The organism is Okeania sp. SIO2B3, assembly GCF_010672525.1.
Classification (GTDB): domain Bacteria; phylum Cyanobacteriota; class Cyanobacteriia; order Cyanobacteriales; family Microcoleaceae; genus Okeania.
In genome coordinates, this window is record NZ_JAAHGH010000007.1 from 44,691 (window position 1) to 67,443 (window position 22,753).

Consider the following 22,753-nt stretch of genomic DNA (forward strand, 5'->3'; position numbering starts at 1 on the left):
TGGCAAACGGAAACGGTTGGCTCAGATTATCAAGAACAAAACCGTCTTCTTCATAGTTAAACCCATGGTCTTGTGTATTTGCATCCTCATGTTTGAGGGATTCAAAGTCTATTATAACTGTTTCCCCATCTCCAGAACCAGGGTATGTTTGCTCCCATCCTGGTTGAAGTTCTTCTGCAATGGTGTAAGTTCCGGGGCTTAAATCATCAAAGCTATAGTAACCATCTCCATCGGTGACAGTGGACATTTCGCCATCATCGAGTTCACCATTATTGTTCTCGTCTATGTATATTGTCCACCCTTCGAGTCCCTGTTCATTGTCGTCCCAGATGCCATCGCCATCTAGGTCATTCCACTTGTAACCCGATATGGAACCCGGTTCTTGGTCTTCAGGTGTATAGACCAAGTCATCAATGACAAACTGTGAAAAAGATGAAAACTGGATTTCATCAACATTAATAAAATTGAAATCAAACAGAGTTGGACCGGAGGTACTGACATTAACAGTCTCGGAATACAACTGGACTCCATCGTTCAAACCTATTACCTCAATATTCATGCCATCTGTCCACGCTGAAGTCAAATAGGCACTGTTGAATGTAAAGTCTTCCTCTGAAGTAATGCTTACTGGGAGCGCACTCCAATTAAACCCAGTGTACGGTGGAGAAACGGTCCCATTCTCATATCCACTACCTGGGTGATGATCTCTATGAATAACTCCCCACGACTCACTCCAGAAAAAATCTCCAATTTGTTGGCCTCCAAATTGTTCTAGATCAAAAGTATCTGAGATTTCATCAAAATCAAATACCTGCTGTCCCTCAGCAAGTACAAGTGGCTCTACGGCGATCGGGGTATTATCGGCGGCGGGAAATTCATTTTCAATTTCCCCATTTACACCAATACCAGAAGGGTCTTGTATCGTTAACCCTGACACTTCTTCTATGTTGTTGTCCTCCAAGTCCATATCTAAAAGACTATCTGAGGTAATTACATCTGCTGCTGCTTCTATTTTGTCCATAACAATATTCCCCTGATTATGATTATTGCTATTTTTATGAATACCTAATGCAAGCTCTTGCTTTATAGCGTCGGTGATTAATTCTATTTCTACGAAGAACCTCGGTTATGCAGTTTTGAATTTAGATACTTACTAAATTTCTAAAATTTTTAAAGCAATGATGGACATCTAAAGTAGAGGGTACTGTTAACGATGTACCATACGATATTGCAATGCGCGCTGGCATATTTAGACACTACATCAATTACAATAATGTAGTATGAAGGCTGCTACATGAGGTACTTTTTTCACAAATTATCCGATCGCCAAACCTCAAAATTTTACAGCAATTCCCGATGTTATGAGGTACACATTTAGTGGTGCACGAATCTAGGCCACAAGAGTTTTACTATTCGCTCCTTGTGGCTCATTTCTCCGAAATATGCTGTATTTACTTTAAGTTTAGCTTTGAATATTTCAGGCAACTCAAAACTTATAGTTTCTTAATTTGGCGTTGCTGAAGAGCGTGTATAATATTAACTTTAATTACTTAGGAGTCAACCCACCCGCGCGCCCAACCCACCCCCGCCCCTCCCAGGAGGGAAAGTCAGGAGGGAAGAAAGAAGAAGAAAGATGAATAGAAGGAGAGGCGTTGCATATTTGTGGGATGAATTGTATGCTTGGACAAATAAAGAAGTATTAAGTATTAAGGATGAGATTTACCTGTTCAAAAAAGATTCATCCCGCCCCTCAGCAACGCCCTTAATTTTCAGCCCTCGTATCAAATCCGGCCAGTGTTTAATTTTAGATGTCTGAGGAGGAGGTACACTGATTAGCAGCCTTGATTCCAAATTATTGTAAAGTCTATACTTGCCTCAGTCTTTAGATATAAGGCTAGACGCGCTAGTACTAACAAATCCGCAAATCAGGATATGAAGTTAAATGATGCTTTACAAAAAAAAATGTAGATTGACCCTGAAAGCTATGAAGTGAAAGCGGATAAAAAGTTATTGAGCTGTGTATTTACTACAACTTTACGGATGGCGCAGCGATATTTTTAACTCTAGTAACATGAGGATTTTCTTGATACTAGGTAAGCATAGAGAATTTTATAATTGGACGCTACTTGGATTCTTTTCTATGGCTGATTCGCTACTTATAGCACTCATAATTTTCTTGAACGCAATGAGTAATATAGGAATGATTGTTAGTGCCACCATCGGACAAACAATACATGAACAGGATTCACAAGCACAATTCATTGCTATCATGTGTGTCATTTTGTTATTGTTTCTAAGTAATAGATTAGTCTACAATTATATAGTATTAAAAATATAACTGCAATATTTTTAATAATTTCTTAAGATCTATTAACTTATTCTATGTTCATGGTTGTAATACTCTTCTGTTTCTTTTTCGTTCACATTAAATACTAATACTAACTAAAGATTATATAATAGGGTTTGGGGGAATTTTTGCTACAAATATCTATTAAACCAATATCTACTCCTACAGCAGTTTTGATATTATCTGTAGGAATTAGGCTAGGAACTGTTTGATATTCTCAACTAAAGCTGACATAATAACCATCAGCTTTTTTAGTTATCGTTATGAGTTAATTAGGGTTTGCGCTTCACTAGTCTTATGGGTAAGGGTAGGAGACAGCTATACTAGAGACAACCCACCCCTAACCCCTCCGGTGGAGGGGAAGATAGGAGAAATGGGAATTATAGAGGAGGTAGGAGAAAGAATAATCACTTGATTATTCTGCCCAACTATGCGCCTAATATGCGCTCTTTTTTGAACCATTAAGACCATTAAGCTTGGACTTTTTTTAACTAAAAAATGCGCTCAACCAATATAAGTCAATGCTTTTAGATTTAATCAGCAAGCCCTAATTACCAAAATATTTTTGATATAAATCTGGAACTAATTGTAATCCTCCTGAAGTAATAGTATCCGATTCAATGATCCCTTTATTCTTGACATATTCAGCAATGAATTCACGAATTTCTGTAGAAGATTGCCAAATTATTTTTCCTTCTTTAAACATCAAATAACCACCACCACCATTAGCACGATAACTATTCATAGCAACTCGTAAAACTTGATTTTGTTCAATATTTTTTCCATCTAACTGTAACTTAGTAATTCGTTTTCCCACTGGTTGAGTAATATCAACTATGTAATCAATTCCACTATATAAATCCCAGTTATAACCAAGAGAATTTTCAGCTAAAACTTCTTCAGTAAGACAGGGTAAATCATCAATATTAACTTGTTTAAAATAAGCAGCATTTTTTTCTAATGCACAACGCAAAATATCCCCATTAATTTCTAGGACTAACAAATAATTATCGTAATTATAGACACTGTAAATATCTCTCCTAGTAATTTTTCCTGGAGTAATTTTACCAGTGTTATTAAAAATAGAAGTCAGAGAAATATTTACAGGATAACCTGCTGCTTCTGCCGCTTGTATTTGTACTTGATTGATTAAATTTGACAGCTTGCTCTGATGAAAACGTGCTTTCATGCCACCATAAAATTCAGTTTGTGCCACACCAATAGGTTGATTGATATAACGTAAAGTTTGCTGATGATATGGTAAAGAAAGTTGTAAGATTTTCTGTTCCGGTTTAATATCAGTAACATATAAATTAGTAGAATCTTTAGCAAGAACTTCCCACTTTTTACCCCGACGCTCTAATACTAAAGTATACTTACTTAAAGCTTTTCCCCAAAAAGAAGGTTCTGCAATTAAAACATTATTAACTATAGCTTTAGGAACATCGTGATGTGAATGTCCTGCCATAATTAGATCGATATCTTTTACCTGTTGCGCTAATTCTAAGGTGAGATTTGAACCAGGAATAGAGCCTGTTTCTTCCCACTCTTGAATATCGGTTAACCAAGCAGAAGCCAGCCTTTTATCTTTTGGTACTTTAGAAAAACCACTATGTTGAACAATAGTAATTACATCTGCACCATCATTTCGCATTTGAGGAATATATTTTTGAGCAGTATTTATGAGATTCTCAAAAGTTAATCCAGCTATATTTTCAGATGACACCCAGTTAGAAGTTGCAGTAGTAATAAAGCCAAGAATGCCAATTTTTATACCATCAACATTTTTAATGATATAAGGCTGAAAAGCAGGAGTGTCATCACTTTTTTGGATATTCGCACAAACTATGGGGAAATTAAGCTGACTTATCCAACGGGAAAGCACATTAGTACCATAGTCAAACTCATGGTTTCCTAAAGTAGCAGCATCAAATTTGAGAGCATTCATTGTTACTGCCATCGGATGCACCGCTTCTGTGTCAATTCGATTATAGTAATAAGTTAATGGTGTTCCTTGAATAGTATCGCCGGCATCAATAAGCAATAAATTAGGATTTTTAGCTCGTTCCTGTGCAATTAAATTAGCGACTTTTGCTAATCCCCATTCTGCGGGTTGGTTAGTATAGTAATCATAAGGCATAAGGTTGCCATGAAGATCGCTAGTTTCCAGAATGGTGATGGTTTTGGTTGGGGGTTTTGATGTTATCAAGGGAATAAATATTAATACGAGTGTAAATAACCAAGGAAGACAGAGGGCAAAAGGCAGAAGGCAGAAGGCAGAAGGGAAAGAATAAGGTGAAAAGGTACAAAGTTTTTCATCAACTAATTAATTGTCCGGATTCCATATGAGGCTTTTAGCAATTATTAATTTTTAATCTGAAAATACAGGTCTAGAGCACTGCTATATCTAGCGTTGGTGATGCGTGGCTATGATTGTGCTTTAATGGCTATTGCCTAACTATTAACTGAAAAGCATTTTATATTTTGCCAAATTTAGGTTTCATAGTTTGATTCACCAACGCCGGGTTTGAAGTCGCAGATAATAGATTCTGTCTCCTGTATTCTGTCTCCTGTATTCTGTCTCCTGACTCCTTTTTCAAATAAAATAGTGGGATAGGTTCATACATTTATTCAGCAACGCCAAATTTCTGTTTAACAACCATTCGCATATTTCCTGGTGGTGCCATAGTTAACCCTCTACGGACAGGTTGGATAGATTTATGGGAAACTAACTTGAGTTCGCACTTTGATAAAATAGTTGCCAAAACTAATTTCATTTCAAATAAAGCAAAAGCTGAACCGATACAACGACGACTTCCTCCTCCAAAAGGTAAATATTCATAAGGTGAAAATTGTCTTTCGAGAAAACGTTCTGGTTTAAATTTTTTAGGTTCTGGATAAATATCCTCTCTTTGATGAGTTAGATAAATAGAAGGAAGTACTACCATTCCTGGTTCAAGTTGATAACCCATAATTTCTACAGGTCTCTGGACAACTCTAGGAAAAGAAGTTATGACAATAGGATAGAGACGCAAAGTTTCTTGACAAACCGCACTGAGGTAGGGAAGTTTAGTAATGGCAACTTTTTCTGGGTTAGTGGGAAGAGTCGCTAATTCTGCTAATAGTTTTTCCCGCACCACCGGAATTTTATCGATCCAATATAATGCCCAAGCTAAAGCTGAAGCAGTAGTTTCGTGACCTGCAAAAAGCAAAGTCAGCAGTTCATCCTTAATTTCTTCGTCACTAATACGATCGCCTACTTCGTCACGCGCTTCTAGCAGTAAACTGAGGATATCATCACGATGATTTGCTTCTTCCCTAGCAGTTTCAATTTCTGCGAATATTAGCTCATCAACTTTTTGCCTTTTTCTTAAAAATTTACCCCAGGGACTCCAAGGACCCCAGTCTTTTTGCAAGAAACGGAAGAAAAGAAAAGTGGAGGTTAAGGGAGAACTAATGGAGTCGAGGACATCAGACAAAAGTATTCTCAGTTGTTCGTAACGTTCTCCTCGGTCTAAACCAAATACCGCCCCAAGGATAACTTTTAGGGATATTTCTTGAGTAGACCTACGGATGGGGAAAGGTTTGTTTATTTGCCACCGATCCATAACATTAGAGGTAATATTGTATATTAAGTCCCCATAAGTACGCATTCGATCGCCATGAAAAGGTGGCATTAATAATTTTCTTTGACGTTGATGGCGATCGCCGTTTTGCAGAAGTAGAGAATTTCTACCCACAAGGTATTGTAAAGCACCATTACCACCACCTGAGCTAAAGGTATTAGGGTCAGCAGTAAAAATTTGTTGAATAGCTTTAGGGTTACAGAAATAGATAAAAGGAGTCTTGGAGTTAGTATTAGTCCTGAAGATATCTCCGTATTGAGAATATCGCTCCTCTATTGTTTGTAAGGGACGAAAAATAAATTTCCAAGTCCGGAGTCTTCGTTGTAGAGGGGACAATGCTGGGCCATCAGGTAATACCATTTTTGCTTTGCTGATTATCTCAAAGTTACCTCATCTATTTTGATTCATTTGTAAGTGAGATGGGAGGGTTTATAGTGCTCCGCTCAAGTCAAAATTCAAAAGTCATCCCTGACGCCCGTTTGAGCCTTTATAAATTTCCGCGCCCTTTGTTTCGACTGCTACATATAGCAGGGAACAGGCAACAGTGGGAAAAGTATTTCTCTGTCTAAGGTTTATCTTCTTTGTCTAAGGTTCATCATCAATTTATGTCAAACACCAACTCGTTTCTTGCTATAGATCCCAAATGGGTTCTATTTAAAAATATAGGAGGAGGGTGGAGAGTAGGGGAGTGGGGGAATAGGGTCAATTTATTGTCACTAGAGCAAAATTGTATCCTTTTAAATTTCGTACATCTTACTAGAATTAGCGGGACTTTGATATTTTTTAGGCTGAAAATGGCTTCAAACTCAACGGTAGCAATGAAAACACGTTACTCTAGCTAAAAATGGCTCAAATCTAGATATATCAAGAAATAGGCTATTTTGACGTTAAAGCATTATACCGCAAGGGTTTAAAACTATTTTTAAGGCATTTTTTGCTAAAGTCCCGTTAGTTAACCAAAAATATAGGGTTGTCAATATTCTCTGATAACTAAAGAATTAGCCCTGCTGCCAGGAGGGGAATTTGGGGAGATGGGGAGATGGTGAAGAATGAGGCAAATTTCCACCTATTCCCCCTATTCTATTTCTCTAGCTCCCTACATGACTCCTGACTCCTGACTCCTGACTCCTGACTCCTGACTCTTGACTCTTGACTCTTGACTCTTGACTCTTGACTCTTGACTCCTGATTCTGTCATTAAGAAACAGTAGAAATTTTATCTATATGGTAAAGCTTGAATAACTATAAAAGCAGACAGTAGGCAAATATTATAGGAATCTAAAATTCCATTAGCTAGTCTCACTGGATGAAGAAGTTTCCTATAGAATATAGCAGTCGAAGCAAAGGGTGCGGACATTCCTAAATGCTCAAACCCAGTCATAGATTACTTCTGACTTCTGTACGGGTGAATGGCCATTCGCCCCTACTGACTGCTGACCTGCGCGTAGCGCTATAACTCCTATGTGGCAAAGCTAATTACCACCTTTGTCTTTACTAATACAGAAAAATTAATAACGGTTAAATTTATGGAGGAGTAATGAATCAATATATCAACCCTACTGCTGAAAATCAAATTCGGGTAGAAGACGATCGCACCGGAATGAGTGTTACTACTCTCAGACGTGCCCTAGCAGATAACCTGTTTTATTTGCAGGGGACCTATGAGTCCATGGCAAAACAAGATGATTTTTATCGTGCTCTGGCTTATACTATACGCGATCGCTTACTCCAACGCTTTCTTTCTACAATTCGTACTTATAATGAGAAAGATGTGAAGGTCGTATATTATCTCTCTGCCGAATTTCTCATGGGTCGTCACCTGGGTAATAGTTTGATTAACCTGGGAATTTATGAAAAAATTCGTCAAGCTATCACCGAATCTGGGTTAGATTTAGATGAACTACTGGAACAAGAAGACGACCCTGGTTTAGGAAATGGTGGTTTGGGTAGATTAGCAGCTTGTTTTCTGGACTCTTTAGCTACTTTAGAAATTCCGGCGGTGGGTCATGGTATTCGTTATGAATTTGGCATTTTTACCCAAACTGTACAAGATGGTTGGCAAGCAGAAATCCCTGATAAGTGGTTACGTTTCGGCAACCCTTGGGAAATAGCTCGTCCTGCTGAAAAGGTAGAAATAAAGTTTGGAGGTCATACAGAAGGATACCATGATGATAAAGGGAACTATCGAGTAACTTGGGTTCCGGATGAAACTGTAATTGGTATCCCCTATGATACCCCTGTTCCTGGCTATAAAGTAAATACTGTAAACCCTCTACGTTTGTGGCGAGCAGAAGCTAGTGTAGACTTTAAATTTGAAGAGTTCAATGCTGGAAACTATGACGGTGCGGTAGCAGATAAAATGAGTTCGGAGACGATCTCCAAAGTTCTCTATCCAAATGATAATACTCCTCAAGGTAAGGAACTCCGTCTGAAGCAACAATATTTCTTCGTTTCCTGTGCTTTACAGGACATCATCCGTAGGCATTTATTTCACAATAAAAATCTAGACAACTTATACGAGAAAGCAGCAATTCAACTTAATGATACTCACCCTGCTGTGGCGATCGCGGAGATGATGCGCTTGTTAATTGATGAGTACGATATGGACTGGGAGCGTGCTTGGCATATTACTCAAAATACTTTTGCCTACACTAACCATACTTTGCTACCTGAAGCGTTAGAGCGTTGGGCAATTAGTTTATTTGGTCGCCTTCTCCCTCGCCACCTAGAAATTATCTATGAAATTAATCGGCGCTTTTTAACTCAAGTGCAAACTTGGTTTCCTAAAAATCCAGAATTGCTTGCCCGGGTTTCTCTAATTGAAGAGGGAGCAGAAAAATCTGTGCGGATGGCTAATTTGGCTACTGTTGGTAGTCATGCTGTCAATGGAGTAGCAGCACTGCACACAGAATTGTTGAAAAAAGGTGTGCTTAAAGATTTTTACCAACTTTTCCCAGACAAATTCTTCAATAAGACTAATGGAGTGACTCCCCGTCGTTGGGTTTTACTGAGTAACCCCAAACTTTCTGCCCTATTCTCTGAGAAACTGGGAGGAGATAGTTGGTTGCGAGATTTTGACCAACTAAGGCAACTAGAAAAATATGTGAATGATGCAGAATTTAGGAATCGTTGGCGAGCAATAAAGCAAGAGAATAAGGCTAAGTTGGCAGAGCGCATTCTCAAGCATAATCGAATTGAGGTAGATATTAATTCTCTATTTGATATTCAAGTCAAACGTATTCATGAGTACAAACGCCAACATTTGGATGTATTCAACATCATTACGATGTATAATCGCATTAAGCAAAACCCTAGCATTAATGTTACACCCCGCACTTTTATTTTTGGTGGCAAAGCTGCTCCTGGTTACTATATGGCTAAGTTGATTATTAAATTGACTAATGCTGTTGCTGATGTGGTTAATAACGATCCGGATGTACGCGGTCGCCTAAAAGTTGTCTTCTTGGCCAACTTTAATGCTTCCCTTGGTCAGATTATTTATCCTGCTGCTGACTTATCTGAGCAAATTTCTACTGCTGGAAAAGAAGCATCCGGAACTGGTAATATGAAGTTTGCCATGAATGGAGCTATGACTATTGGCACTCTTGATGGAGCTAATATTGAGATCCGCGAAGAAGTTGGAGCAGAAAACTTTTTCTTATTTGGTATGACTGCTCAAGAAGTTTTCGATCTGAAAGCTAAGGGTTATAAACCTCTGGAATACTACAATACTAATGCTGAACTCAAAGCAGTAATTGACCGAATTGCTAGCGGTCACTTTAGTGAAGGTAATCCTAATTTGTTCAAACCTTTGATTGATTCTCTACTGTACAATGACCAATATATGCTACTAGCTGATTATCAAAGCTATATTGAATGTCAGGAGCGGGTTGGTCAGGTTTTCCAAGACCAAGAAAAATGGACGAAAATGTCTATCTATAATTCTGTTCGCATGGGTAAATTCTCTTCTGACCGAACAATTATGGAATATGCAAAGGAGATTTGGGGAGCACAACCAGTCAAGATCGACCAAGAAACTTATATTCAAGATAATGCTGGTTTGAAGGTAGATTCTTAATTTACTAGATGGGGCGGGTTCATCTCAACTTAATGTTGCGCAATTAATTTAATGTGGAACCCGCTCAATACTCTAGGTTGGGTTAAGCGGCAGCGCAACCCAACAAAAATTAAGTGTCTGTTGGGTTTATCCTACAGTTAACGAAGTCATAAGTCAGAAGTTATTTTTGTAACGGGGATTTGAGCAACTCTCCAAAAATATACTGAATTTTGCCCCCCTAACCCCCCAATTCTGGGGGGAACAAGAATCTATTAACTGGTAAAAGTCCCCCAATTTTGGGGGATGCGCGGGGGCGCGTGATGTAGCAAATTAGACTTTTCAGACAACCTCTTAAAAAGTGGGGTTTTAGACCCATATTATTTTGATAACCTGCGCTAACTTTCCTCAACCCAACCAGCAAAACTATAGAGCATTTATTATGCTATAATATACTTTATTTTTATTCTAAATTCCTGAAAAAAATGCAAGACAAAATACTAGAAAAAGAAAGACAATTCCACGATATCTGGGCATCAACTATTGATATAGAAGGTATCCGAGTAGTTGATTATTTTGAAAGTTGTACGGCTCCAGAAAATAGATTTATTCTCCAACAAATGGGGGATTTAACTAATAAATATTTGTTAGATTTAGGCTGTGGTGCTGGGGAAAATAGTGTTTATTTTGCTAAAAAAGGAGCGCGGTGTGTGGCGACAGATTATTCTCCAGGAATGGTGGATGTTGCTGTTAAGTTGGCAGAAACAAATGGGGTACAAATTGAGGGGAAAGTGATGGATGCAATGGCTTTAGAATTTCCTGATAATACTTTTGATTTTGTTTATGCTTCTAACTTACTTCATCACTTACCAAATCCTAAGTTAGCAATTAGAGAAATGCACCGCGTTCTTAAACCTGGTGGTAAAGCTTGTTTTTGGGATCCGTTGAAACATAATCCTGTGATTAATGTTTATCGACGCATTGCTACAAAGGTTAGAACTGAGGATGAAATGCCTCTGGATATTAATCTTGTGAATTTTATTAAATCTCTCTATTCAGAAACAGCTTACGATACATTTTGGTTAGCAACTTTGTGGATTTTTTTAAGGTTTTATTTGATTGAAAAAATCGATCCAAATAAAGAACGTTATTGGAAAAAAATTATTATTGAACATCAAAGATTAGAACCAATGTATCGGAAATTAGAAAGATTAGATGGGGTATTAAAAAAATTGCCTTTGATGAAAAGATTTGCTTGGAATTTAGCAGTAGTTGCAACTAAATAATGCAGAAGGAAGAAGGAAGAAGGAAGAAGGAAGAAGGCGTTTAGTTATCTAAGAAAGAAGGAAAAATATGGTTTTATCTGAGTTTTAAGCTTTCGATATGTCCGCGCCCTTTGCTTCGACTGCTATACTTAATAATAAAAACCTTAAACTTTGTAGGTTGGGTTGAGCCTGAGAAACCCAACAAATACTTATATCATGTCCGGATAATTAGTTATAAAAAAACTTTCTCCTTCAACTCCAGTTCTTCTTCTTTCTTCCCTCTTTCCTCCTGACTCGGTCCTTCCCCTCCACCGGAGGGGGAGGGGCGAGGGGTGGGTTAACTACTTCCTACTCCCTACTCCCTCTTTTCTGGAGATGTCTAATTGTCAACGTTCGGAGGATATTTTAGCAACATCATCACACAAACGCTTATCAGTTTCACTAACAGTGGGGTTATTTTCTAGGTAGTCGCGCATCCAGTCGCAGGCCCACTGATGGAGGCGATCGAACGACTCTATATTTCGCCACAATTTTACTGTTTTATCAGCACTGACAGTGGCAATAGTCTTTCCATCCGGGCTAAATGCTATACCATTAACCCAATTCTGATGCCCGGTGAGAGTCTGCAATAATTTCCCCTGTTGGTTCCACAATTTTACTGTTTTGTCAGCACTGGCAGTAGCAATAGTCTCTCCATCAGGACTAAATGCTATACCATTGACCCAATTCTGATGCCCGGTGAGAGTCTGCAATAATTTCCCCTGTTGGTTCCACAATTTTACTGTTTTGTCAGCACTGGCAGTAGCAATAATTTCTCCATCGGGACTAAATGCTATACCCAAGACTGAATTATTATGACCGATGAGAGTTTGCAATAATTTTCCCTGTTGGTTCCACAATTTTACTGTTTTGTCAGCACTGGCAGTAGCAATAATTTCTCCATCCGGACTAAAGACTACACCATTGACCGAATTATCATGGCCGATGAGAGTCTGCAATAATTTTCCTTGTTGGTTCCACAATTTGACTGTTTTGTCAGCACTGGCAGTGGCAATAGTCTCTCCATCGGGACTAAATGCTATACCATTGACTGTATCCTCATGGTCGGCAAGAGTCTGCAATAATTTTCCCTTTTGGTTCCACAATTTTCCTGTATTATCACCACTGGCAGTGGCAATAGTCTTTCCATCCGGACTAAACGCTATACCTCTGACCCAATTCTGATGACCGGTGAGAGTCTGCAATAATTTCCCCTGTTGGTTCCACAATTTTACTGTTTTGTCAGCACTGGCAGTGGCAATAGTCTCTCCATCCGGACTAAATGCTATACCATTGACCCAATTCTGATGCCCGGTGAGAGTCTGCAATAATTTTCCCTTTTGGTTCCACAATTTTACTGTCTTGTCGTCACTGGCAGTGGCAATAGTTTTTCCATCGGGGCTAAATGCTACACCCCAGACCCAATTTTGATGCCCGGAAAGAGTCTGCAATAATTTTCCTTTTTGGTTCCATAATTTGACTGTATTATCACTACTGGCAGTGGCAATAGTTTTTCCATCGGGGCTAAATGCTACACCCCAGACCCAATTTTGATGCCCGGAAAGAGTCTGCAATAATTTTCCTTTTTGGTTCCATAATTTGACTGTGTTATCACTACTGGCAGTGGCAATAGTTTCTCCATCAGGGCTAAAGACTACACCATTGACTGAATTATCATGGTCGGAAAGAGTCTGCAATAATTTTCCTTTTTGGTTCCATAATTTGACTGTGTTATCACTACTGGCAGTGGCAATAGTTTCTCCATCCGGACTAAAGACTACACCATTGACTGAATTATCATGGTCGGTGAGAGTCTGCAATAATTTTCCTTTTTGGTTCCACAATTTTACTGTTTTGTCAGCACTGGCAGTAGCAATAGTCTCTCCATCCGGACTAAATGCTACACCTCTAACCGTATCTTCATGGTCGGAAAGAGTCTGCAATAATTTTCCCTTTTGGCTCCACAATTTGACTGTATTGTCAGCACTGGCAGTAGCAATAGTCTTTCCATCAGGACTAAATGCTACACCTCTGACGTTATCCTCATGGCTGGTGAGAGTCTGCAACAGGTTTCCCTGACGGCTCCACAATTTGACTGTATTGTCAGCATGGCTGGTGAGAGTCTGCAACAGGTTTCCCTGACGGCTCCATAATTTGACTGTATTGTCAGCACTGGCAGTAGCAATAGTCTCTCCATCAGGACTAAATGTTACGCCAAAGACCCTATCCTCATGCCCCTGAAGGTAGTTAAGTTCTTGATACTTTCCATCATCTGTATACATGGCTTGACTCAGAGCATCTGTAATTTGTATTTTGCTCTCAACCTGGGGTTGGAATATTAAATTAGACTTTGGTAGTTGTTTTACTGCTCTTAAAGCTTGCAGTGTTGCTTCCCAATGTTTATTTGACTCAGATAATAATTTAGCAGTAATACTGTTTCGCACTGCTTTTGCTTCTGCTACTTTGAGACTTGCTCGCCAGACTGTGACTGCAGTAATAGTTGCTGCTATAAACGATATTACTAATACTGCAAAACTTATCCGCAGTCGCTTTTCTGCTTTCCGTTTCGCCTCATCCAATATTTGATTTGCCTTTGCCTGAGCATCCAATTTTATCTGTGCTTCCAACTTTTCCAGCTCGATCGCCTGTTTCTCCACTTCCTGAGCAGCAGCTAAAAATTGATAGTCGCGATCGCTCAGACTTTGATCTACCGACCACGCTAAAGCATCTGCTAATGCCTGACCCCGCAGCAGTCGTGACTTATCTTGACATTCGGACTCCACCCAAGCTGTAAATGCCTCTGAGTAGGGGCGCAATTTTGCTAACTCCTGCTCTACCCACTGGAGGTTAAATACTTCTTGATAAATACGGTTAGCAACTTGTAAGCGTCCTTCCTGTTTTATTACTAAACCTGTGAGGCGGAGTTCCATTTGTTCAGGGTTGTCATCTGCCTGGGTGTGGAACCCACCCCTTGCCCCTCCCAGGAGGGGAATATTGGGAGTGTGGGAGGTTTGGGGAGTATCACTTCTGACTTCTAAAGTGTGGAGAGTATCACTTCTGAGTTCTGAGTTCTGAGTTCTGACTTCTAAAGTGTGGGGGATTAAAACCTGCTGATACAGACCTAATAACCGACTCGCCCGTTTTTCATTGAATAAAAGGCGATCGCGAATTGTCTTTAAATGTTCTGGGTCATCATGTACTTGCCAATTGTCTATTATTCTCTGTCTCACCAAACCTGTGACCCATTTGGTCTCTTGGTCATCAGGTACAATTTCTGGACTATTTCTGATTAACTGACAAACTTTCTGAGTCAAAAATGGTTGACCTCCAGTCCAATCTAAAATTACCTCCATCAACTTATTAATATTGGTGGTTTTTTCTACTAAACCTTTTGCTAAGGGTTCTACTTCAGCTAACCGAAAACCTGTTAATTTTATGGGTTTACCAATATTAAAAGGAGTGTGTTTTTTCTCTTTAATTAAATCTGCTGGAGTTGCGACTCCTATCATGGCAAAAGTCAACCGTTGATAATCTGAATTATTTGCCCGTTTGTTATAACAATCTCGGACAACTGCAAAAAAGTCATCAGTATTAAAAGGTAGGCTAAGTATACTATCTATTTCATCTACAAAAATCACTATTTTCTCAGAAATTGTCGGCAATAAAATTTCACCAATAAATTTACTAAATCGTTTTACATTAGAAAGTTGACTATTATTTTCCCACAGTTCTTCAATATCAAAATCATCGTCTAAATTTAAGCCAGTCAAAATAGTATCAATAATACTGGCATACCATTCTGAAGGGGTAATATCATGAGCACCAATTTCTGTCATATCAATACTGACGCAGGCAATATTTTCCTGTTGTAAGCGTTGCATGGTTTTGACCCGCAAACTAGATTTTCCCATTTGTCGGGAGTTTAAAACATAGCAAAAATCTCCATTTTTTAAACCTTGATATAAATCGTTATCAGCTTGTCTTTTGACATAAGTTGTGGCGTGAAGTGGGAGACTACCACCAAGATAATATTCGTAATTATTCATAGTTAATATAATTAATATGTAAGCATTCAGCCGTCAGCTATCAGCACTTCAGCTATTTCTTTTAGTTTAGGATAAAAGCAATATTTAATTGTCTTACTAGAAAAGTTGATTCCCTTGCCCTTAAAGTCAGTTGTTAATTTAAACACTGTCCTATATAAGATAGTCTTTTTGCTGAAGTCCGCAGCCAGTGAAACAAACCTGATAATTGATAACTGTTCACTGAAATGACCTCACTCCCCAACACCATCACACAAATGGCGATCGCTTTCACTGACATTGGGGTTATTTTGCAGATAATCCCCTATCCATTCACAACCAAGTTTGATCAGACTTTCGAGATTCAAATTCCACAAAATTACTTTGCCATCTGTGCTTCCAGAGGCAATCATCTGACCATCTGGACTAAAACAAATACTATTGAGACCACGACGATACCCTTGAAAAGTATGTAACTTCCTGCCATTAAAATTCCAAAGCTTAATAGTTCTATCCATACTCGCAGAGGCAAGAATCTGACCATCAGGGCTAAAACAGAGGCTATAAATCCTACGACTATGCCCCTTAAAAGTTTGTAGTTTAATTCCCTCAAGACTCCAAAGTTTAATAGTATCATCATCACTAGCAGTAGCAAGTAGTTTCCCAGTAGGGTCGAAAGTAACTGCAATCACTGCATTTCCGTATTCTTGAAGAGTTTGTTCTTCCTTGTTATCCAAATGCCAAAGTTTGATACTACCATCCTTACTGACAGAAGCAATTATTCTGCCATCAGGACTAAAACTAACATTAAATACTACATCTCTATGTCCCTCAAAAGTTTGTATTTCTCCACTATCAATACTCCAAAGCTTCACAGTGCTGTCATAACTAACAGAAGCAAGGGTTTGACCGTCGGGGCTAAAACTAACATCATAAACTCGTTCTCTATGTCCCTGAAAAGTTTGCAGTTCCTTGCCATCTAGACTCCAGAGTTTAATAGTTTTATCTTCACTAGCGGAGGCAATAATTTTTTGAGTCGGGCTGAAACTCACACTATAAATTCTACCTGCATGACCATTAAGGGTTTTCAGTTTTTTACCCTGAATATTCCAAAGTTTAACAGTGCTGTCATAACTAGCGGAAGCAATAGTTTGACCGTCAGGGCTAAAACTGACACTACTAACCTCATCGCTATGACCATTGAAAATATTTCGTTCTCTGCTTTTAAGTCTCCAGAGTCTAATTGTATTGTCTCTAGAAGCAGAGGCAATAATTTGACCATCAGGGCTAAAACTGACGCTATAAATTCTATTACTATGTCCCTGAAAAGTTTGTAGTTCCTTGCCCTTAATATTCCATAATTTGATGATTTTGTCTGCACTAGCAGAAGCGATAGTTTGACCGTCAGGGCTAAAACTAACCCCATTTACCCAATCTCTGTTACCTCTAAAAGTTTTAAATTCTTTGCCATCTAAATTCCAGAGTTTGATAGTTGTGTCCGTACTTGCAGATGCAATAGTTTGACCATCAGGACTAAAACTGATGCTATTAACGTGATAAGTGTGCCCAATAAAGGTTTTCAGTTCCCTACCATCTAAACTCCAGAGTTTGATAGTTTTGTCAGCACTGGCAGATGCAAGAGTTTGAGCATCTGGACTAAAACTGATGCTAGAGACCCGATTTTTATGTCCAACCAGAGTTTGTAATTCCCTGCCATCTAAACTCCAAAGTTTAATAGTTTGATCAAAACTTCCAGAAGCAAGAGTTTGACCATCCGGACTGAAACTAACACTACTAACCAGATCGGTATGTCCTGTTGTAAAACTTTGTAATTCTGTTCCGTCAATACCCCAAAGTTTAATGGTGCTGTCAGAACCCGCAGATGCAAGTATCTGACCATCAGGATGGAAACAGATGCTATGGATGCGATCGCTATTTCCCGTAAAAGTTTTTAATTCTCTACCACTGAGACTCCAAAGTTTCAGAGAATTATCCCTACTACCAGAAGCAATCAAAGTACCACTAGGGTTGAAACAAACACTATTTACTCCATCTTTATGTCCTTCCAAGCGGTTACACTCTTTAACTCCATAGACTGCCTGATGCAATGCTGTTACCACCAGCATTTCAGCATCAGCTTTTGTTCTAATTGATTTGGATAATGATTGTAGAATTTTTGCTGCCCTCAATGCTTCTAATAATGCTTCAAACTCTTGACCTGCTAGAAATAGTGTTTTTGATGAGGCAGTTTTGAGTAATACTTCTAATATCTGATTTGCCTCAGTTAATATTTGAGCTGCTCGTCTTTCTGCTGCCAATGTCTGTTGCATTTCTCGTTTATCTAGTTCTTGACTTGCCGTTAAAAATTGATAGTCGCGATCGCTCAGACTTTTATCTACCGCCCACGCCAAAGCATCTGCCAATGCTTGACCCCGTAAAAGTCGCGACTCATCTTTACATCCGGACTCTTCCCAAGCACTAAACGCTTCAGAGTAGGGGCGCAACTTTCCCAACTCTTTTTCTACCCACTGCAAATTAAACACTTCTTGATAGATACGGTTCGCAACTTGTAACCGTCCTTCCTGTTTTACTACTAAACCTGTGAGACGTAACTCCATTTGTTCGGGGTTGTCATTTGCCTGGGTGTGGGAAGAGGGGGAAGAGGGGGGAGAGGGTGGAGAGGGGGAGGCAAGGGGGATTAAAATTTGCTGATATAGACCTAATAACCGACTTGCCCGTTTTTCATGGAATAAAAGGCGATCGCGAATGGTCTTTAAATGTTCTGGGTCATCATGTACTTGCCAATTGTCTATGATTTTCTGTCTGAGCAAATCGGCCACCCATTCGGCCTCCTGACCATCAGATACAATTTCTGGACTATCCTGAATTAATTTACAAACTTTCTGGGTCAAAAATGGTTGGCCTCCGGTCCAATCTAAAATTACCTCCATCAATTTATTAATATTGGCAGTTTTGTCAACTAAACCTTGTGCTAAGGGCTCTACTTCAGCTAACCGAAAACCTGTTAATTTTATCGCTCTACCAATATTAAAAGGAGTACGTTTTTTCTCTTTAATTAAATCTGCTGGAGTTGCGACTCCTATCATGGCAAAAGTTAACTTTTGATAATCGGAATTATCAGCTCTTTTGTTATAACAATCTCGGACAACTGCAAAAAAATCATCAATATTAAAAGGTAGGCTAATGGTACTGTCTATTTCATCAATAAAAATCACAATATTTTGAGAAATAGATGGCAATAAAATTTCACCAATAAATTTACTAAATCGCCTGACATTAGAAAGTTGACTATTAGCTTCCCATAATTCTTCAATATCAAAATCATCATCTAAATTTAAGCCTGTCAAAATAGTATCAATAATACTGGCATACCATTCTGAAGGGGTAATATCATGGGTGCCAATTTCTGTCATATCAATACTGACACAGGCGATACTTTCCTGTTGTAAACGTTGTATTGTTTTGACCCGCAAACTAGATTTACCCATTTGTCGGGAGTTTAAAACATAGCAAAATTCTCCGTTTTTTAAACCTTGATATAAGTCTTCATCAGCTTGTCTTTTGACATAAGTTGTGGCGTGAAGTGGAAGACTACCACCAAGATAATATTCATAGTTATTCATAGTTAATTTGAAGAAGGAAAAGGGAAGAAGCAAGAAGTAAGAAGTGGATGGAAATTCTAACTCCAAGCTGATAGCTCAAAGCTTTTATTTGACAGCGAGTTAAAGTATTAATCTTTAGATTTCTACCAACAGACTAAAGCATCATAGCAATATTGTATGAAATTGGTATAAGTTTAGCTTCGTCTCAATTTATTAGATATGATATTCATCAGTAAGATACATCTATTTTAATTCTTTCTATTTTTATTATTTTCTGTTTCCTAAAATATCGGTAATTAAGAGGTTGTCTGAGAAGTCTTATTTGCTACATCAAAGCCCCCTAAATCCCCCAATTTTGGGGTAATTTTAGCAGCTAATGGATTCTTGTTCCCCCCATAATTGAGGGGCTAGGGGGGCAAAATTCAGTATTAAAAACTTTTCAGATATCCTCTAAATCTTGCCAAAAAATTATTATGTTATAATTATTAGAATAAAGAACAAAGAAAATATTAGAGTTAAGGTTCCATTTTTGATTATACACCTACATCTAATCAACTTAACTTCATCTGACTCATGTTTAAACAAATATTGCTAATTAGTTTAACTTCATCATTGTTTTTCCTAAATTCTGAAGTTGCTAACTCTCAAATTTTTCCTAATTATTCTGAATCTAATCAGAGAATATCCCAGAAAATTTCTACAAAAAAACAACAACTGATCGATCAATATCTGGAACTTACAGGAGGAGAAAAAACATTTCAAGAAGTAATTCGAGCTATGTTGTCTCAGATGGAACAACAATTCAGTTCTATTTTTACTTCTGAGTTGCTTGAAAATTAACAAATTTCTCCCGAAAAAAGGCAACAAGTTACAAATAAATTTAACCAAGAAATAACCAGTATTGTCCAGAAATCTAATCAGATGTTTCTCGAACGTATTAGCTACGAACAAATTGTTGAAGAAGTTTACTATCCTATCTATGATAAGTATTTTACAGAAGAAGATTTGCAGGCATTAATTGAATTTTATCAAACTCCAACTGGCAGAAAAACTATTGAAGTTATGGCACAATTGTTTCAAGAATCTATGCAAAGAACAGCTCAGGTACTCAACTCAAAAATTAAGAGTGTTATGCAAGAGATTGTCGCTGAGGAATTACAGCGTATCAACTAATAAATTAAATTCCCATCATTAAGTTTGGACTTCCTATTCACTTTTAAGTTTATAAAATATTACTTTTTCCCTCTTCCTTCTTCCTTCTTCCCTCTTCCATAACTGGCAGAAAAACTATTGAATTTATGGCACAATTATTTCAAGAATCTATGCAAAGAACAGCTCAGGTAATCAACCCAAAAATTAAGAGTGTTATGCAAGAGATTATCCCTGAGGAGTTACAGCGTATCAACTAATAAATTAAAGTCCTATCATTAAGTTTTGACTTCCTATTCACTTTTAAGTTTATAAAATATTACTTTTTCCCTCTTCCTTCTTCCTTCTTTCCTCTTTCATAACTGGCAGAAAAACTATTGAATTTATGGCACAATTATTTCAAGAATCTATGCAAAGAACAGCTCAGGTAATCAACCCAAAAATTAAGAGTGTTATGCAAGAGATTATCCCTGAGGAGTTACAGCGTATCAACTAATAAATTAAAGTCCTATCATTAAGTTTTGACTTCCTATTCACTTTTAAGTTTATAAAATATTACTTTTTCCCTATTCCTTCTTCCTTCTTCCTTATTCCCTCTTCACTTCTTCAAACATGAACTCGAAAATATTCTCTATATAAACCACACAAAGGTATCACAGCATTTCCACGAAATTTAACTAATCCCATACTGCGTAATTTAAATCCTTCAATTGTACCAATTTCCACAGGAGTTTCTGCATTAACAACTTTTGTAATTGCTGTCTGCAAATTTTCATCTTTTTGCAAGTTCAACAAATGTCGATGCAAGTGATTATAGTAAGGTCCTTCATCCATTGGTGCCAGTTCTAAAAGTTGCTCTAAAGTCATTTTTCCACTAGCAATTTCATAGAGTGCTAGACGTACTAAATAAGGATGCCCTCCTAACATTTCCATTAGTCTTTCTATTTGTTCATCAGACCAGATTAAGCCATGTCTTTGTACTAAATCTTTTACCTGTTCTAAGTTAAATTCTGGTAACTCAATTCCTAATCCCACATTGAAGGGAGACTGATTAATATTCAGAGGAATATAAACCTCCTTAGAGTGAACAATTATTAATCGTAATCTTTGCCAATCAGGATTATTTTTTCCTTGTTCATGCCAAGCTCTTAATAAGGCAAAAAATTGTGTTGCTAAATCGGGATTTTGGAAAACTTGATCGACTTCATCTAACCCCAAAACTATCTGTTTCTTAATTTCAGTCAACAGATATTTCTCAAAATATTTAGTGCATCGCTTTTTGACTCCTAAAACTTTTTTCCAATATTTATCTAACTGTTCCTCTAAATTCAATTCATCACTAACATTCGCACAAAACCACTGCAGAAATTGGTCTAAATTTTCTATAAATTCTGGATCTATAGTTTGAAAATCTAAATAAACTGTCCGATAATCTTGTTGACTAGCATAATCTAAAATTCGGGATAATAAAGAACTTTTTCCCATTTGCCGAGAAGCTTTAATTCTAATTAAAGCATCTGGCTTCAGAATAGCTTGAAAACATTCCGATTCAATAGGCGTTCGCGACAGCGGAACGGAGTTATATCGCTCGATATAAAAATGAGAATTTAGAGGAACTTGACCTGAAGGTGTTTCTAATTGTGATTCGGGAGGCTGAGTAATATTATTACTACTAATATTGCTAATAATTGGAGGGTCTATTTTAATAGTTTCTGCCTGTTCTTGCTGATGTATTAATGATTCTAAGTTTGGTTTGATATTCAATAATTCTGCCAAAGCAACTTGAGCATTTGGGTAGCGCTGATGCCAGTTAACTTTTACCATTTTTATTAATATATTGGCTAGGTCATTATTAATACCAGAAAGTAGAGTTTCACATTCTATTTCTCCAGAAATATTTTGGGGAAATTTTTGAGGTGATTTTCCTACTAAAGCTTGAATAGCAGTTACTCCAACTGCATAGATATCGCTAGCAAATTGAGGTCTACCTTGTAGTTGTTCCACAGGTATATAACCAGGAGTTCCAATAGTAATAGTGCTAGTAGGTTGCCCATCATCACCAACTACTATTGTCCTCACTTCTTTCACAGCCCCAAAGTCAATTAATACTAATTTTCTATCACTTTTGCGCCTCATAATATTGCCAGGCTTAATATCACGATGAATCACATTATTCTCGTGAACAAAAATTAGTAATTCCAGAATTTCTGCTAAAAATTCTACGACTTTAGATTCACTCCAACCGCGATTTATTTCTTTAGTTAAATCCTCACCTTCTATAAGTTCTTGAACTAGGTAAAATTCATGGTCATCTTCAAAATAAGCATATAAAGTTGGGATTTGAGGATGGCTACCTAATTTATTTAAAGTTCGACCTTCTTGCTCAAATAACCTCTGAACTTCTAAACTTTTTTGTGTCGGTTTTAGCCTCTTAACAACACATTTTGGTTTAGGAATTTCCGGTATATCTAAATCTTCTGCAAGATAAGTTTCACCAAACCCACCACCTTTGCCTAATTTGTCGATAATTTGATAACGTTGACGTAGAATTTTTCCTATAAGAAAATTATTTTCAGACATGAGTAATATCAATTTGATAAATGTTTGCTACAAATAACTAGGGTATTTC

Annotated in this window: 10 protein-coding genes; 4 read left to right on the forward strand and 6 right to left on the reverse strand. The window is 37.7% G+C overall.

The genetic code is table 11. The features are described 5' to 3' along the window. The 3 genes from F6K15_RS08605 to F6K15_RS08615 form a co-directional block, all read right to left on the reverse strand. Positions 1–1,021, reverse strand: a 1,021-nt coding sequence (locus tag F6K15_RS08605; protein WP_293059778.1) for an SdrD B-like domain-containing protein, incomplete at its 3' end; no start/stop codon positions are given. A gap of 1,873 nt (positions 1,022–2,894) precedes the next feature. After that, positions 2,895–4,556, reverse strand: a complete 1,662-nt coding sequence (locus F6K15_RS08610) for a bifunctional UDP-sugar hydrolase/5'-nucleotidase (RefSeq protein ID WP_293059781.1) — start codon at positions 4,554–4,556, stop codon at positions 2,895–2,897. Between the two features lie 418 nt (positions 4,557–4,974). Next, entirely contained in the window at positions 4,975–6,333 is a 1,359-nt protein-coding gene (locus tag F6K15_RS08615; protein WP_293059784.1) for a cytochrome P450, read from the reverse strand. Between the two features lie 1,176 nt (positions 6,334–7,509). Between F6K15_RS08615 and F6K15_RS08620 the strand changes: the two genes are divergently transcribed. Both F6K15_RS08620 and F6K15_RS08625 read left to right on the forward strand, forming a co-directional pair. Beyond that, on the forward strand, positions 7,510–10,050 hold the full coding sequence (locus F6K15_RS08620; protein ID WP_293059787.1) for a glycogen/starch/alpha-glucan phosphorylase: 2,541 nt from the start codon (positions 7,510–7,512) through the stop codon (positions 10,048–10,050). Positions 10,051–10,511: 461 nt separating this feature from the next. Then, complete coding sequence (locus tag F6K15_RS08625; RefSeq protein WP_293059790.1) at positions 10,512–11,312, forward strand: class I SAM-dependent methyltransferase; 801 nt, start codon at positions 10,512–10,514, stop codon at positions 11,310–11,312. A 365-nt stretch (positions 11,313–11,677) separates the two neighbouring features. On the opposite strand, the gene F6K15_RS08630 is transcribed toward F6K15_RS08625, so the two are convergent. Continuing rightward, positions 11,678–15,376: an AAA-like domain-containing protein gene (locus tag F6K15_RS08630; protein ID WP_293059793.1), complete on the reverse strand. Its 3,699-nt coding sequence runs from the start codon at positions 15,374–15,376 to the stop codon at positions 11,678–11,680. Positions 15,377–15,606: 230 nt separating this feature from the next. Next, positions 15,607–18,996 carry an AAA-like domain-containing protein gene (locus F6K15_RS08635; RefSeq protein WP_293059796.1) on the reverse strand — a complete coding sequence of 1,130 codons (3,390 nt, stop codon included), beginning with the start codon at positions 18,994–18,996 and terminating at the stop codon, positions 15,607–15,609. A 552-nt stretch (positions 18,997–19,548) separates the two neighbouring features. Here F6K15_RS08635 and F6K15_RS08640 point away from each other — a divergent pair. Further along, positions 19,549–19,815 (forward strand): hypothetical protein, encoded by a 267-nt coding sequence (locus F6K15_RS08640; protein ID WP_293059799.1) that lies wholly within the window; start codon positions 19,549–19,551, stop codon positions 19,813–19,815. Between the two features lie 81 nt (positions 19,816–19,896). Further along, entirely contained in the window at positions 19,897–20,148 is a 252-nt protein-coding gene (locus F6K15_RS08645) for a DUF2059 domain-containing protein (RefSeq protein ID WP_293059802.1), read from the forward strand. A 582-nt stretch (positions 20,149–20,730) separates the two neighbouring features. Here the strand turns inward: F6K15_RS08645 and F6K15_RS08650 are convergent. After that, entirely contained in the window at positions 20,731–22,704 is a 1,974-nt protein-coding gene (locus F6K15_RS08650) for an AAA-like domain-containing protein (protein ID WP_293059805.1), read from the reverse strand. Between the last annotated feature and the right edge of the window lie 49 nt (positions 22,705–22,753).